Here is a 15848-nt window from a genome sequence, read left to right as displayed (position 1 = left end):
ATTTTATCTTATTCTTTACTTATGCTTTACAGGTTTAAAATCAATCGGGGAAACTAATACTGCCTAACTTTTGCTTATTTCCTGTTCTGCCGTAAATCATTAATTTTTTAGTAGCGGGAAATGGTGTGGCAAGAAGAGGAACAAATAACAAATTGGTTTCCTCTTTGCCAATGGTACTCTTCCTTTCTAAAAATCCATCTTCAAGGTTAAGAGAAACATGGGCTATGGTATTTTTTCCAGCATTAAATTGAGTGGCATATGGGAAATCTCCGTTTCTATTGTAGTCTCCATCTTGGTCATAGTTAAGCAGGTTGTCATTAAAGAAAATGTGCAGCTTTTTGGCATCTAAATAACTTGCGCTTGATAAATGATAGCCTCCGTCATTTATAGATCTCTGGTATTTGGGGATTGTCCTGTCCCAAACAATATGACCATCAGAATTTATTTTAAAAACGATTAGGTCATTGCTCCAGTAGTAGGAATCTACGGTGTTTGTTGCACCCGGAACATCGGCGCTTCCATATCTGTACTCTAAAGCTTTAAACTCTGCCATTCCCAAATATCCATCTTTTGTAGCATAGAATTCTATAATTTCAAATCCTAGGTATTCATTTTTAATAGTGTTTTGATCATTTAGGAAATCCAAATTGTAAGTTGCGATAGTTGAAATTACGTCGTTAGAGAATGGGGAGTATTGCTTGTCTACAATTGTCCCATCTTCTGTGATTTTTGCAGTAAACACACCTTCAATATTGGCGTCTATGAAAGAAGCGTATAATCCACTTATCGTAATTTGATCAGACAAATTATTTACTTCTAGTTGTGAATAGAATTTTCCCTCGTCCTCGATAGTAACATAACTAAATTTCTGATTCTTTATTTCACCAACCGTAATAGATTTGTAGTATTTCGATTGTTGGTTCCAGTTTTTTGTTGTTACATTTTTTAAAAAATGTCCAGAAGTGATGTATTGAGTACTTTCATCTTTAATATAGAAATCTAAAAATTCAAATTCATCGGGAGGGAAGGGGTAAATAAAGTTTCCGCTTTGGGGCAGGGGAGAGTTGTTCTTGAAATTTAGGTATTTTATGTTTTTATAATTTTCTGGTGCTGATTCATGGATGTAAATCATGGAAGCATAGTTTTTATCTTGACTGCTCACGACTGTAATTTCAGATAAGTCAACCTCTCCATTGATGAAAAAATAATCTTTAACCGGAAAACCATGATTCGATTTGCCTTGAGAGGATAAATTGATGAAATGGAAATATAATTTTTGCTCTTTGTTCAGAAATGCTGTTTGCGAAGAAATACCAAGAATGTTATCCCCCAAAACACTGTAATGTGTGAGACTAGATTTCTTACCATTTCCGTAAAAAGTTATGGGATGCGCCTCTGGTATTTTATAATCAGTGATAAAATTAAAAGCATATTTAGAGTTGTTCCTAGAAAATACATTGGAAAAAGAAAGCTCATTTTGAACACAAATCAATTGATCGGATTCAGTTTTTAATAAACTTTCAACATTTGATCCAGACTTTTGTTTGTCACCAAAAAATATTGAAATATCATCAAAGTCCGCAATGACTTGTGCGTAATTCAATTTGCCAATAAAGCTAAACAGAACAAATAACGTAAGATGTAAAAGTGTATTTCGCATTGTTAGTTTTGAGAATTCTAAAAAGCTATCTTTTAACGAATATACAATTCTCTTGGAACATGGCGGAACTTTTTAGCCATAAATGAAAAAAGTGTCCAAACTTAGTCTGAACACTTTCTAATAAATATTTTGATTTCAATCTTGATTTACGCTCTTCAACACTTTCGAAGCAGAGTTCTTCCGGGGACTCCGCCAAAGGGGTTGTTTTGCGGTGACAGAGCTTGCAGAAGACACCAAGGTAAAAAACTAAATCCCTGTATAGTTTTGTGGAGTAATCGCCTTCAACTCCTCCTTAATATCATCCGAAACATCTAAAGTCTCAACAAAAGTATGAACAGTATCTTTCGTTACTTTCTCATTCTTGCGTGTCAATCCTTTTAGCGCTTCATAAGGCTTTGGGAAGCCTTCTCTTCTCAAGATTGTTTGAATCGCTTCTGCTACAACAGCCCAATTATTTTCTAAATCTGCCTCAATAGCCTCTTCGTTAATCAATAGCTTCTGTAGACCATTTAAAGTCGATTTAAATGCAATTAAAGAATGGCTTAATGGAACACCAACATTTCTCAATACAGTAGAATCTGTTAAGTCACGTTGTAATCTTGAAATAGGTAATTTACTTGCCAAATGTTCCAAAATCGCTGTTGAAATTCCTAAGTTTCCTTCCGAATTTTCAAAATCGATTGGATTCACCTTGTGTGGCATTGCGCTAGAACCAACTTCTCCTTCTTTCAATTTTTGCTTGAAATAATCCATAGAAATGTAAGTCCACATATCTCTGTCTAGATCAATCAAAATGTTATTGATGCGTTTCATTGCATCGAAAAGTGCTGCTAAATTATCGTAGTGCTCAATTTGTGTGGTCGTTTGACTTCTTGATAATCCTAGGTGTTCACTCACAAAATGGTTTGCAAATGATTTCCAATCATCGTTTGGAAATGCTACGTGATGCGCATTTAGGTTTCCTGTTGCTCCACCAAATTTAGCAGAGTAAGGAACAGCTTTCAACTGCTCTATTTGAATTGAAAGTCTTTCATGGAATACCAAAATCTCTTTTCCTAAACGAGTAGGAGAAGCTGGCTGACCATGTGTTTTTGCCAACATTGGAACATCAGCCCAATCTTTAGCGTATTTTGCCAACATGTCCAATACCTCGTTCAACGCAGGAAGATAAACTTCTTCTACGGCATTTTTCATTGATAATGGAACTGATGTATTATTGATGTCTTGAGAAGTCAATCCAAAATGAACAAACTCCAAGTATTTTTCTAAACCAAGTCCTTCAAACTTTTCTTTCACAAAATACTCTACCGCTTTTACATCGTGGTTTGTTGTTCTTTCCGTTTTCTTAATAAGGAGTGCATCTTCTTCAGCGAAGTTTTTATAGATTGCACGTAAATCATCAAACTTATCTTTTGGAAAATCAGCCAATGGAGAAACCCCAGAATTTACCATTGCGATAAAGTATTCAATTTCTACCAATACCCTGTATTTTATCAATCCAAATTCTGAAAAGTAAGGGCTTAGTTCTTCAACTTTTCTTCTGTATCTTCCATCAATTGGAGAGATTGCAGTGAGTGTATTCAATTCCATTGCGCGTTTATTAAAATATTCAATATTAAAAAATGCAAAGATACTAAATTAGAGTGAATTTATAGCTTTAGGTATTGGGCTATGTGCTTTAAGGCTAAAGATCACTAGAAATACCTGCTCAGAAAAAAAAGAGGAACATAAAAAAAAGAGGAACATAAGGATTTGTAACATTAATTTTATCTCCAGTTGTATGACTTCATAAAAATTATCCTTCCTAACTTAGCTGCATAATTCAAAATCACTAATGAAATTCTTCAAACATTTCGCTTTAGGCATCAGAAGTTATTGGAAAGCCATTAGGTTTATCAAAACACATAAATTGTATTGGTATTTGCCAATTCCCGCTTTGTTGATGCTGCTGATTTATTATGTGGGAAGTCAATTTGCATCATGGCAAGCAGGTTGGTCAGAAGAGCAAGGTTGTCTAGAATGTACCAATATGAATGAAACGATTTGGTTTCTTCTTAAAATGTTGCTGAGTATTTCTATCGGACTCATCCTGATGAAATTTGCAAAATATATTGTAGTTGTGGTGCTTTCTCCATTGATCTCAATAATTTCCCAAGTCGTAGAAAAGAAATTAACAAACAACAAATATCCTTTCAGTTTACAACAAACTTTACATGATGTAAAAAGAGGTTTGCGCATTGCCATGAGAAACGTAATGTGGGAATATATCTTTTTTCTACTCATATTACTTGTTTCTGCTTTAGGTTGGGATGAAGTACATCAATCACCATTTTTCTATCTCACTTTTGCAATTGGTTTCTTTTATTATGGCTTCAGCTTTATCGATTACATTAACGAAAGAAGAAGGTTAGATATCGATCAAAGTATTCATTTTATTCGAAATCACAGGGGCTTAGCCATTGCTATTGGGAGTATTTATTCCATTTTTATTTTAGTTCCAGTAGACCTAGGTGAAATGGTAAACTATAGTAATTTCTTAGAACATCCTTACAAAACATTAGGTACTAGTTTATTCCAGTTTTTACTTTGGATGCTGGCTTCCATTGCACCTATTTTAACCATCGTGGCAGCCACAATTGCAATGCACGATTTGGTCGATTTAAGCTCAAATATCTATGCCGATAATCAAGAAATAGAATTAAAATCTGCTGATAATGAATTGGATGAGTGAAACACTGGATTATTCTGATTGTAAAACGGTCCTCTCTCCACACATTTTTTTATCTTTGGTAGGATTTTAGAATAGTGATATGCTTCAAAAGCAACTTTATTTAATTAAAACAAGTTTAGATTTCAAATACTATTATTACTTATGAAACTGATATATACCCTTTTGTTTTCAACCTTCATATTCAATGCGAATGCTGAAATTAGTGAGCTTGACAATGATGTTTTACCGCCAGATTCAACTTCTTCGATTATCGACAGAACAACTTCTTTATACTTTTTAGAAGAGGGTAAAAAAGAATTTTCAAAAGGTCGAACACGGGATGCGCTAAGAAGATTTCGTGAAGCCTATGTGAGAGATCAATATAGCTCAAAAGCCGCATATTGGATTGGGGAGTCGCATTACAAAATGGATAATTTTGGCTATGCCCTAAAATATGCCAGAATCGCTGAAGCTCTAGCAGGTGAAGTTGACGGAGATTTACTTTACTTAATGGGCAAAGCTTATCACCGTCAAAATCTACTTGATTCTGCTGCAATTAATTATGTAAAAGCACAGGGTTTACTTTCAAATGCTAAGAATAGGGCTTACAACATCAATGGTTTATTAGATGAATTAAAGTTTGCAGACTCTGTATCTCAATTGGAAACCGTTTTTGAGAAAAAGCTCCTAGATGAAAAAATTAATTCAGGTTATGATGATTATAACTTGGTGATGTCAAACGACGGAAAAGAAGCTTTTATCGTTTCGAGAAGACCAGATACAAAAGGAGGAAATGTAAATCCTGACGATCAGCGTTTCTTCGAAGATATTTATTATGCAAAGTGGGACGATGAAAGTAAAACTTGGGGGAAAGTAACAAACGATTTAAATAGGTTGAATAGCGATGGTTTTGATGCGATTAACCATATTACAGCAGACGGATTAGAACTTTACCTAACCGTTAATACTTCTGTTGCCAATGTTAAAAAGCAGACCCGAGGCTCTGATATTTTTACTGCCAAGAAAACCAAAGAAGACAAATGGAGTTCGCCGAGAGCAATTAAAAATAAATCCATAAACACTTCCTTTTTTGACGGAGCACCAACTTTAACAGCCGATGGAAACACAATGTATTTCATAAGTGACAGAGATGGAGAAAAATCACAATCTGACATTTACGTTGTCCATAAAGTTGGAAGAGATTGGGGGACAGCCAAAAAACTACCAATGACTGTAAACACAACAAGCAACGAAACAACTCCGTTCATCACACCAGACGGACGCTTTTTATTCTTCTCCTCAAACGGGTATAAAGGAATGGGGGACTATGATATTTACGTTACAGAGAACAGAGGAAACGAATGGTCTACTCCAGTAAACTTAGGAGCAGATTTTAATACTGTAAACGATGATATTTTCTTTAGATACTTCGAAAACTTGAAAAAAGCAGTCGTTTCCACCTACAGAATTCAAGGCGATAAATCGAGTTTAGACATCTTCGAAATGTCAATTGAAAATTGGGAAATTCCAACGGTCAAATAATGGAAAATTACGATTTATGAATTTCGAATGTTAACCAAATCCACATTGCTGTAGGAAGATTTCGGTGATCAGGTCTACCGAAAGTAACGAAGTTCAGCGTTCCATTTTAGCGAGGCGAGCAGTTCGTGATTAAACCATTCTTATTTCGTAATTGAAGAACAGCATTCGAGCCAAAAACCTGTGAAAATCCGTGTTCGAAGAGCCCAAGCTACCAAGCTACCACGAGCTTGTAGATTACCAAGCTACCGCGAGCTTGTAGCTCGTGGTCTTGGTCTTATTCTTGGTAATAATTTAGTCTCTACTCTACAACAGTCAACTTTGCAAATTTCAAAATCAAGGTCTTCTGTCCAACCCTTGGGAAGAAAACAGTTGCTTTTTGGTCAGATCCAGCTCCAACCAGAGCAGTGACTTTTCCTTTTCCGAAACGTGCGTGTTCTACATTAAATCCTACTTTTAAATTTTCCGTGGTTCCTCCACCAGTTTTACTTTTCGATGATACAGAACTTGTCTCTTTCACAGGTCTAAGGTTCCGATTGCCTGTTCCCATTTGTCCAAAGCCTTTCGTTCTCTCTTCGGATGGGCGCTGATAACCACTCAAGGACCTTCCTCCAGAACGACCTCTGGTATCATTTTCTATATTTACATAGCTTTTATCTACTTCATCTATAAATCGGCTTGGTTCTGCTGTAACCAATTGTCCCCAGCGATAACGGCTCACTACGTAAGAAAGTGTACATGTTTTTTCGGCTCTTGTAACTGCAACATAAAATAATCTTCGTTCTTCTTCCAGCTCCGTCCTTGAAGTTAAAGACAGTTGAGAAGGAAATAAATTTTCTTCTAACCCAACAATAAAAACATGAGGAAATTCCAATCCTTTTGACGCGTGAATTGTCATTAATGTAATAGTGTTCTTGTCTTCTTCGGTCTCCTTGTCAGCATCGGTTAGTAAAGCAACGTCTATTAAGAAGTCACTTAATGTTCCCATCTCGTCTTTTTCTTCCTGTTGAACAGAAAATTCTTTTATCCCGGCCAGTAGCTCCTGAATATTTTCATAACGTGTTACTCCTTCAGGAGATTTGTCATCGTATAAATCTTTTAAAATTCCAGAAGACTGTGCAACATTATTTGCTAAATCATAAGCAGGTGAAGTGTCCATTTGAGCAGCATAACTTTGAATTTTAAGTGCAAATTGCGCCATTTTGTTTCTTGCTCCAGCACCAATTGAAACAGGGTATCTATGAAAGTCTGAAATAACATCCCAAATGGATACATCATATTGGCGAGCGGCTAATATTACACTGTCCATGGATGTTTTTCCAATTCCTCTTTTCGGATAATTAATTACTCGTTTTAATGCTTCCTCATCTTTTGGATTTGCAGCCAACCTGAAATAAGCAATTAAGTCTTTAATTTCTTTTCTCTGGTAAAATGAAAGCCCACCATATATTTTATAAGGTAAGTTCAACTTTCTTAAAGATTCCTCAAAAGACCTAGATTGTGCATTCGTTCTGTAGAGAATCGCAAAATCTTTATAGTCAGCTCCTTCATTTTGTTTTATGTCAAAAATCCTATTTGTGATTACCCGACCTTCTTCGTTATCAGTTAAGCAGCGAATAATATTAATTTTCCCTCCTTCATTGTTTGAGGTCCAAACATCTTTTTGGATTTGATCTTTATTTCTTTTAATAATAGAGTTTGCCGCTTTAACTATGTTGCTTGTGCTTCTGTAGTTTTGCTCCAATTTAAACATGTCGAAATCGGGGTAATCTTTTTTGAAGTTTAAAATGTTTTCAATGTTTGCCCCACGGAAAGAATAAATACTCTGGGCGTCATCCCCAACCACACAAATGTTTTCATAAACCGCAGCTAATTTCTTTACGATCAAATATTGAGAATAATTGGTGTCTTGGTACTCATCTACCAAAACATATTTGAACTTTTGCTGGTAAAAATGCAATACCTCGGGAAAGTCTCTCAGCAAAACATTGGTTTGATACAAAAGATCATCAAAATCCATAGCGCCTGCCTGAAAACATCTTTTCGCATACTCCTTATATATTCTGAAAATTTCTGGCTTTCTAGACATTCTGTCTTCGGAGACAATTTCTACATTGGCTTCGTATGCAGCAGGGGAAATCAAGTTGTTCTTTGCACTGGATATTCTTCCTTGAACTGCATTGGGTTTGTAAACCTTGTCGTCGAGTCCAAACTCTTTAACAATGGCTTTAATTAAACTCCGAGAATCTTGAGTGTCGTAGATCGTGAAATTCGAGGGATAACCCAGTTTGTCCGAATTATATCTTAATATTCGGGCAAAAACAGAGTGGAAGGTTCCCATGGTAATATTCATAGACTCATTTCCGCCAACAATAGAATTGATACGCTCCTTCATTTCCTTTGCAGCCTTGTTGGTAAATGTTAGGGCTAGAATACTGAACGCATCAACGCCATTTCTCAAAAGATGAGCAATGCGATAGGTAAGTACCCGAGTCTTACCTGAACCTGCTCCTGCAATTACCATCATTGGGCCATCAATATGTTCAACAGCCTTGCGTTGACTTTCGTTTAATCCGTCTAAATAATCCATAGGAACAAAGATAAAAATAACCTTTGATGTTATTTGTTTTTAGATTTCTTTTTCATTTCGAATTGATTTTATGCTTCATTATTGAGAATTATGGAGTGGCAGTAAACTAATGTTATCTCACGTACACGCTTTATTCCTCTGAAAGCATTTCAAATGAAAATAGTTTTATATTTCCACGAACTCACTTTTACTGTTCTGACAAATCTAGATTTAAGGACTCCACCAATTATTCCATTCAGCCAAATCATTTTTTTATCTGCGAAAATCCGCGGGAGAAAACAATGAGCACAGCGTCCCAAAAAAAAAAAACATCTGCGAAATCAGCAATAATCTGCGGAAGCTTTTTTAACAATTTACCCACTACAAATCAATGAACCAAATCAGCCCCTAACTTGTGAACTTAATGACATCCTGCGAGAACATTTTTAAACGACCACCTATTGCAAACCAGCCTACCAAATTTTTTCTGCGAAATCTGCGAAAGTCCGCGGGAGAAAACAACGAGCACAGCAACTTAAAAACATCTGCGAATTCAGAGGCTATCTACAGGAGACTCTTACCCCAAACATCCAATGAATAGTTTTATACCCCAAAGAAAAAAGCGTAATTAATTGTTTCTCAAACTAATAAAATCATCCTTTAGTTTTCTTATTTAATTTGAATATTTAAATTTGAGTATTATCCAAAAAAACTTTTACATTTGTGTTCTACTAATTTAAGTTTATTCCTTTCCCAAAGGGAATTCTTAAGGCCATAAATCATATTTTAAGTGCTTTTTTTTGAGTAGAAAATCTGCTTTTAAAAATCAATTAAAACACAAGCAGAGAAAAACAATCAACACTTCTTTGTTAAAAATCAGTAAGTTTTATTGATTATCTATTGGATTCTAAATTTATATATTTATTTTTGCAGCCCTCAAAGTAGTTTTGGGGAAGTTATTTATTGTAAAAATTTAATGTAAAAATATGCCAACTATACAACAGTTAGTGCGCAAGGGAAGAACAGCGCCGGTGAGAAAAAGCAAGTCAGCAGCACTTGATTCTTGTCCGCAGCGTAAAGGAGTATGTGTGCGTGTGTACACCACTACACCTAAGAAGCCTAACTCAGCTATGAGAAAAGTAGCCAGAGTACGTTTAACAAATGGTAAGGAAGTCAATGCTTACATCGGTGGGGAAGGTCACAACCTTCAAGAGCACTCGATGGTATTGGTTCGAGGAGGAAGAGTAAAAGATCTTCCTGGTGTTCGATATCATATCGTTCGTGGTGCAGAAGATACCGCGGGTGTTGAAGGGAGAACACAACGTCGTTCTAAGTATGGAACTAAGAGACCTAAAAAATAAAACGTAAGTCATGAGAAGAAAAAAGGCCAAAAAAATTGAGATCCTTCCGGATCCAAAATTTAATGACGTTCAAGTAACGAAGTTTGTTAATAACTTGATGCTTGACGGTAAGAAAAACACTGCTTTCAAGATTTTTTATGATGCAATTGACATCGTTGAAAGTAAATTGGAAGACCAAAAAGGTTTGGATGTGTTTAAAAAAGCAATCGAAAACATTACTCCAAGTGTAGAGGTAAGAAGTAGACGTGTTGGTGGGGCGACTTTCCAGATACCTACTCCTGTGCGTGAAGGAAGAAAACAATCATTAGCGATGAAGTGGATGATTACTTTCTCTCGTAAGCGTAACGAAAAAACAATGGCTCAGCGTTTAGCGAACGAGTTTATTGCTGCTTCTAAAGAAGAAGGTGGTGCATACAAGAAAAAAGAAGATACTTTAAGAATGGCAGAAGCCAATAAAGCATTCTCTCACTTCAGATTCTAAAGATAAGTTATGGCAAAAAGAGATTTAAAATATACAAGAAACATCGGGATTATGGCTCACGTAGATGCGGGGAAAACCACAACTACAGAGCGTATTCTTTATTATACAGGAATAAGTCACAAGTTGGGTGAGACGCATGACGGAGCATCGGTAATGGACTGGATGGAGCAAGAGCAAGAAAGAGGTATTACAATTACTTCTGCTGCTACAACTGCTTCTTGGACTTACTTGGATAAAGAGTATAAAATTAATATCATTGATACCCCAGGTCACGTTGATTTTACCGTAGAGGTAGAGCGTTCTTTGCGTGTATTGGATGGTGCAGTAGCACTATTTTGTGCGTCTTCAGGTGTTGAACCTCAGTCAGAGACTGTATGGAGACAAGCGGATAAATACGGTGTTCCAAGAATTGGTTTCGTGAATAAAATGGACCGTGCAGGTGCAGACTTTTTGGGAACGGTAAACCAAATTAAAGAAAGATTAGGAGGTACACCAGTGCCGCTTCAATTGCCTATTGGTTCAGAAGATACTTTTAGAGGAGTTGTAGACCTTATTGTAAACAAAGCATTTGTTTGGAATGAAGAGGATCTAGGGATGACTTGGACTGAGGTAGATATGCCAGAAGACATGAAAGAGCAGGTAGCGGAATATAGAAACTACCTTATCGAAACTGTAGCTGAATCAGATGATGCTTTGATGGAGAAATTCTTCGAAGATTCAGATTCAATTACTGAGGAGGAAATGATTACTGCGATTAGAAAATCTACAGTATCTATGTCGATCACACCTATTATGTGTGGTTCAGCGTTCAAGAACAAAGGTGTTCAAACGCTTTTGGATGCCGTTATGGCTTTCTTACCATCTCCTTTAGATGTTGAAGCAATTGAAGGAACAAACCCTGATTCTGGTGAGACTGAGGCTAGAAAACCAAGCCCAGATGAGCCAATGGCAGCATTAGCATTTAAAATTGCTACGGATCCTTTCGTAGGTCGTTTATGTTTCGTTAGAACTTATTCTGGACAAATTTCAGCGGGTTCTTATGTTTATAATACACGTACGAACAAAAAGGAACGTATCTCTCGTTTGTTCCAAATGCACTCAAACAAGCAAAACGCAATTGATTTGCTAGATTGTGGAGATATCGGAGCAGCGGTTGGATTTAAAGATATTCGTACTGGGGATACTTTGTGTGATGAAAAACACCCAATTGTACTTGAGTCTATGGACTTCCCGGATCCAGTTATTGGAATCGCTATCGAGCCAAAAACTAAAGCTGATGTAGATAAGTTATCTGTTGGATTAAATAAATTATCTGAAGAAGACCCAACATTCCAAATCACTTCAAATGAAGATTCAGGTCAAACTATTATCTCAGGAATGGGAGAGTTGCACCTTGAAGTTCTTATCGAGCGTTTGAAGCGTGAATTTAAAGTGGAAGTTAATGAAGGTGAGCCTCAGGTATCTTACAAAGAGCAGATTTCTACTCCTGTAGATCACAGAGAAACTTACAAGAAACAGTCAGGTGGTCGTGGTAAATTTGCTGATATTGTAGTGAAGATTAGTCCGCAGGAAGATAAAGAAAAATTAGGTTTAGAGTTTATCAATAGTATTAAAGGTGGTAACGTTCCTCGTGAATATATTCCTTCTGTACAAAAAGGATTTGAAACTGCAATGAAGAACGGTGTTCTTGCAGGATATCCAATGGATTCACTTAAAGTAGAATTGGTTGATGGTTCATTCCACGCAGTCGATTCAGATTCTCTATCATTTGAGGTAGCAGCAAAAATGGCGTATCGTCATGCAGTTCCTAAAACAAACCCACAACTTCTTGAGCCAATCATGAAATTAGAGGTTGTTACTCCAGAAGAAAATATGGGGGATGTAGTTGCCGATTTAAATAGAAGACGTGGTCAAATGCAAGGAATGGATGACCGTCACGGTGCAAAGGTTGTAAAGGCTCACGTACCACTTTCAGAAATGTTCGGTTATGTAACCACTCTGAGAACAGTATCTTCAGGTCGTGCAACTTCAACTATGGAGTTCTCACACTATGATATCTGCCCAAAAAACATTGCAGATAGTGTTATCGAGAAAATTAAAGGAAATGTTACAGCTTAATCTATAAGTAATGAGTCAAAAAATTAGAATAAAATTAAAGTCTTACGATTACAACTTGGTTGACAAGTCAGCTGAGAAAATCGTTAAAACAGTTAAAACTACTGGAGCTGTAGTTAGTGGTCCAATTCCATTACCAACGCACAAAAGAATTTATACTGTATTGAAATCACCACACGTTAACAAAAAAGCACGTGAGCAATTCGAATTATGTTCTTTCAAGAGATTGTTGGATATTTATAGTTCGTCTTCAAAAACTGTTGATGCATTAATGCGTTTAGAGTTACCAAGTGGTGTTGACGTAGAAATTAAAGTTTAATTATAATAAAGAAAGAATGCCAGGAATTATTGGAAGAAAAGTCGGAATGACTAGTGTCTACAGTGTCGAGGGTAAGGCAACACCATGCACAGTGATAGAAGCTGGTCCTTGTGTAGTAACACAAGTGAAAACAAGTGACAGAGATGGCTATAATGCTATCCAACTTGGATTCGGAGAGCGTAAAGAAAAAAACACTCCGAATGCATTGAAAGGTCACTTTAAAAAAGCAAAAACAACACCTAAAAGTGAAATAGTTGAATTCGATGGTTTCGAACAAGACTTGAAAGCAGGTGAAGTTGTTGATGCTTCATTATTTACTGAAGGAGAATTGGTAAGTGTATCAGGTACATCAAAGGGTAAAGGATTCCAAGGTGTTGTAAAACGCCACGGGTTCGGAGGTTCGGAAACTTCTCATGGTCAACAAAGCATGAAAAGAGCTCCGGGTTCTATTGGAGCAGCTTCTACACCGGGACGTGTATTTAAAGGAAAAAAGATGGCAGGGCAGACTGGTAACGTTAGAGTTACGATTGAAAACCTACAAGTTATCAAAGTTCTAGCTGATAAAAATATTTTAGTAGTTAAAGGTTCTATCCCAGGAGCTAAAGGTTCAACAGTAATAATTGAGAAGTAATGGAAGCAAAAGTATTAGATACAAAAGGTAAAGCTACTTCAGATAAGGTAACATTATCTGACTCAATTTATGCAATTGAGCCAAATGATCACGCGATTTATTTAGATGTAAAGCAATACTTGGCGAACCAACGTCAGGGTACGCACAAGTCTAAAGAGAGAGCAGACATTTCAGGAAGTACTAGAAAAATCAAAAAGCAAAAAGGAACAGGTACAGCACGTGCTGGTTCTATTAAAAGTCCTATCTTTAGAGGTGGAGGTCGTGCATTTGGACCACGTCCAAGAAACTACCGTTTCAAACTTAACACTAAGTTGAAAAGAGTAGCAAGAAGATCTGCATTGTCTCTTAAGGCTAAAGAAGAGAGTATTTATGTACTTGATGGACTTAGATTTGACACACCAAAAACAAAGGAGTTTATATCAGTTTTGACAGCGTTGAAATTGGAAAATGAGAAAGTTTTGTTTGTTGTTGGAAACGATAGCGACAATGCTTATAAAGCAGCAAAAAACCTTAAAAATACAAAGGTGGTGTCTGCTGACTCACTTAACACTTACGATGTGTTGAATGCAAGAAAAGTTGTAATTGCAAAAGATGCAGTTGACGTAATTGAAAAGATTTTAAACTAATTGGTGATGAACGCAATTATAAAAAAGCCTCTTATTACAGAAAAAGCTACAATGGATAGTGAAATGAATAATCGTTTTACGTTCGTGGTAGATCATAGAGCTAATAAGATTGAAATTAAAAAGGCCGTCGAGAACATCTATGGCGTAACAGTGGAAGCTGTTCGTACGATGAATTATGGCGGTGGAAAACCCTCTGTTAAGTTTACTAACAAAGGTATCGTTGAGCAACGCAGTAGTAAATTCAAAAAAGCTATTGTTACGGTTGCAGAAGGAGAGACGATTGATCTGTTTACTAATGTTTAATTAATTAAAAGAAATGAGTCTTAAAAAATTCAAGCCTACAACTCCAGGGCAGAGACACAAACTCATCAGTGATTATTCTGAAATAACGACGTCACGTCCAGAAAAATCTCTACTTGCTTCAAGAAAGAAGTCTGGTGGACGAAACAATTCTGGTCGTATGACAATGCGTTATATCGGTGGTGGTCACAAGCAGAAGTATCGTATTATCGATTTTAAAAGAGATAAGATGGATATTCCTGCCACAGTAAAAAGTATTGAGTACGATCCAAATCGTACAGCAAATATTGCTTTACTTTTCTACAAAGATGGTGAGAAGCGTTACATTATTGCGCCGGAGGGATTAGAAGTTGGGGACACTGTTGTGTCAGGAAAGAATGCTACACCTAATACAGGTAATGCGATGTTTATCGCTGACATACCTTTAGGAACTACTGTTCACAATGTGGAGATGACACCTGGAAAAGGAGGGGTTATCGCACGTGGTGCTGGAACATCTGCTCAACTTATTGCCAGAGAAGGTAAGTACGGTATTCTTAAAATGCCTTCAAGCGAGGTGCGTATGATTTTAACTACTTGTCTTGCTTCTATCGGTTCAGTATCTAACCATAATCACAGTTTGTCTGTTTCTGGTAAGGCTGGTCGTTCAAGATGGTTAGGCCGTCGTCCTCGTGTTAGAGGGGTTGTGATGAACCCTGTCGATCACCCAATGGGTGGTGGTGAAGGTCGTCACTCAGGTGGACACCCAAGATCACGTAATGGTATACCTGCAAAAGGATACAAAACGCGTTCTGCTAAGAAATATTCAGATAAGTTTATCATCGAGAAAAGAAAGAAATAGGATATGAGTAGGTCATTAAAAAAACCACCATTTGTACACTATAAATTGGTGCAAAAAGTAGAATCAGCACAGTCCTCAAAATCTAAGAGTGTAATTAAAACTTGGTCTCGTGCCTCTACAATTACTCCTGATTTTGTTGGGTTTACAATAGCGGTACACAATGGTAATAAGTTTATACCAGTATTTTGTACTGAGAATATGGTAGGTCATAAGTTCGGAGAGTTTGCGCCAACGCGTAGCTTCAGAGGTCATGGCGGTAATAAAAAAGATAAAAGAAGATAACTAAAACTTCATATCATGGGTGCTAGAAAAAGATTAAAAGCCGAACAAAGAAAGGAAGAAAATAAGTCGATTGCATTTGCATCGCTTAAAAACTCTCCTATTGCTCCAAGAAAAATGAGATTAGTTGCTGATCTTGTTAGAGGAGTAGAAGTAAATAAGGCGCTAAATATACTACAACATAATCCAAAAGAAGCTTCTAAAAGCCTTTCAACGTTATTGCGTTCTGCAATTGCTAATTGGGAAGTTAAAAATGAAGACAAAAGCTTGGAGGATGAAGAGTTAATTGTGAAAACTATTGAAGTTTCACAAGCCGGAATGTTGAAGAGAATTCAGCCAAGGGCTCAAGGTAGAGCGAATAGAATTAGAAAACGATCCAACCACGTGCGTATAGTTGTGGACGGAGTTAAAAATTAG

General features: G+C 36.6%; 15 protein-coding genes. 12 read left to right on the top strand and 3 right to left on the bottom strand.

The features are described 5' to 3' along the window. Window positions 1–40: 40 nt before the first annotated feature. Both DIT68_RS07055 and purB read right to left on the bottom strand, forming a co-directional pair. On the bottom strand, window positions 41–1660 hold the full coding sequence (locus DIT68_RS07055; RefSeq protein WP_109359123.1) for a hypothetical protein: 1620 nt from the start codon (window positions 1658–1660) through the stop codon (window positions 41–43). 246 nt (window positions 1661–1906) lie between these two features. After that, on the bottom strand, window positions 1907–3250 hold the full coding sequence (gene purB, locus DIT68_RS07050) for an adenylosuccinate lyase (protein WP_109359122.1): 1344 nt from the start codon (window positions 3248–3250) through the stop codon (window positions 1907–1909). Between the two features lie 244 nt (window positions 3251–3494). Here purB and DIT68_RS07045 point away from each other — a divergent pair, with 244 nt between their 5' ends. Both DIT68_RS07045 and DIT68_RS07040 read left to right on the top strand, forming a co-directional pair. Next, the gene (locus DIT68_RS07045; RefSeq protein WP_109359121.1) at window positions 3495–4391 is read left to right on the top strand and encodes an EI24 domain-containing protein; all 897 of its coding nucleotides are present in this window, start codon (window positions 3495–3497) and stop codon (window positions 4389–4391) included. Window positions 4392–4532: 141 nt separating this feature from the next. Continuing rightward, window positions 4533–5912 (top strand): TolB-like translocation protein, encoded by a 1380-nt coding sequence (locus DIT68_RS07040; protein ID WP_109359120.1) that lies wholly within the window; start codon window positions 4533–4535, stop codon window positions 5910–5912. A 298-nt stretch (window positions 5913–6210) separates the two neighbouring features. On the opposite strand, the gene DIT68_RS07035 is transcribed toward DIT68_RS07040, so the two are convergent. Beyond that, the gene (locus tag DIT68_RS07035; RefSeq protein WP_109359119.1) at window positions 6211–8499 is read right to left on the bottom strand and encodes an ATP-dependent helicase; all 2289 of its coding nucleotides are present in this window, start codon (window positions 8497–8499) and stop codon (window positions 6211–6213) included. Between the two features lie 965 nt (window positions 8500–9464). On the opposite strand from DIT68_RS07035, the gene rpsL reads away from it, so the two are divergent. Genes rpsL through rplV form a run of 10 tightly spaced genes read left to right on the top strand, consistent with a single transcriptional unit; the run spans window position 9465 to window position 15848 of the window. Continuing rightward, the gene (gene rpsL / locus DIT68_RS07030) at window positions 9465–9839 is read left to right on the top strand and encodes a 30S ribosomal protein S12 (RefSeq protein WP_109359118.1); all 375 of its coding nucleotides are present in this window, start codon (window positions 9465–9467) and stop codon (window positions 9837–9839) included. Window positions 9840–9849: 10 nt separating this feature from the next. Continuing rightward, the gene (rpsG, locus tag DIT68_RS07025) at window positions 9850–10320 is read left to right on the top strand and encodes a 30S ribosomal protein S7 (protein ID WP_109359117.1); all 471 of its coding nucleotides are present in this window, start codon (window positions 9850–9852) and stop codon (window positions 10318–10320) included. A 9-nt stretch (window positions 10321–10329) separates the two neighbouring features. After that, complete coding sequence (fusA, locus tag DIT68_RS07020) at window positions 10330–12438, top strand: elongation factor G (RefSeq protein WP_109359116.1); 2109 nt, start codon at window positions 10330–10332, stop codon at window positions 12436–12438. 10 nt (window positions 12439–12448) lie between these two features. Further along, window positions 12449–12754 carry a 30S ribosomal protein S10 gene (gene rpsJ / locus DIT68_RS07015; RefSeq protein ID WP_109359115.1) on the top strand — a complete coding sequence of 102 codons (306 nt, stop codon included), beginning with the start codon at window positions 12449–12451 and terminating at the stop codon, window positions 12752–12754. Window positions 12755–12770: 16 nt separating this feature from the next. Beyond that, window positions 12771–13385, top strand: coding sequence for a 50S ribosomal protein L3 (gene rplC, locus DIT68_RS07010; RefSeq protein ID WP_109359114.1), 615 nt, complete (start codon window positions 12771–12773; stop codon window positions 13383–13385). After that, window positions 13385–14011 carry a 50S ribosomal protein L4 gene (gene rplD / locus DIT68_RS07005; RefSeq protein WP_109359113.1) on the top strand — a complete coding sequence of 209 codons (627 nt, stop codon included), beginning with the start codon at window positions 13385–13387 and terminating at the stop codon, window positions 14009–14011. The genes rplC and rplD overlap by 1 nt, the downstream gene beginning before the upstream one ends. 6 nt (window positions 14012–14017) lie before the next feature. Next, window positions 14018–14314: a 50S ribosomal protein L23 gene (rplW, locus tag DIT68_RS07000; protein ID WP_109359112.1), complete on the top strand. Its 297-nt coding sequence runs from the start codon at window positions 14018–14020 to the stop codon at window positions 14312–14314. A 13-nt stretch (window positions 14315–14327) separates the two neighbouring features. Continuing rightward, window positions 14328–15152, top strand: coding sequence for a 50S ribosomal protein L2 (rplB, locus tag DIT68_RS06995; RefSeq protein ID WP_109359111.1), 825 nt, complete (start codon window positions 14328–14330; stop codon window positions 15150–15152). Window positions 15153–15155: 3 nt separating this feature from the next. Further along, entirely contained in the window at window positions 15156–15434 is a 279-nt protein-coding gene (gene rpsS, locus DIT68_RS06990; protein WP_109359110.1) for a 30S ribosomal protein S19, read from the top strand. Window positions 15435–15449: 15 nt separating this feature from the next. Further along, complete coding sequence (gene rplV / locus DIT68_RS06985; RefSeq protein WP_109359109.1) at window positions 15450–15848, top strand: 50S ribosomal protein L22; 399 nt, start codon at window positions 15450–15452, stop codon at window positions 15846–15848.

Origin of the sequence: Brumimicrobium oceani (assembly GCF_003143775.1) — a bacterium.
In the GTDB taxonomy this organism is placed as follows: Bacteria; Bacteroidota; Bacteroidia; order Flavobacteriales_D; family Crocinitomicaceae; genus Brumimicrobium; species Brumimicrobium oceani.
The sequence above is the reverse complement of the archived record's forward strand: the minus strand, read 5'-3'. Positions and strand labels throughout refer to the sequence as shown.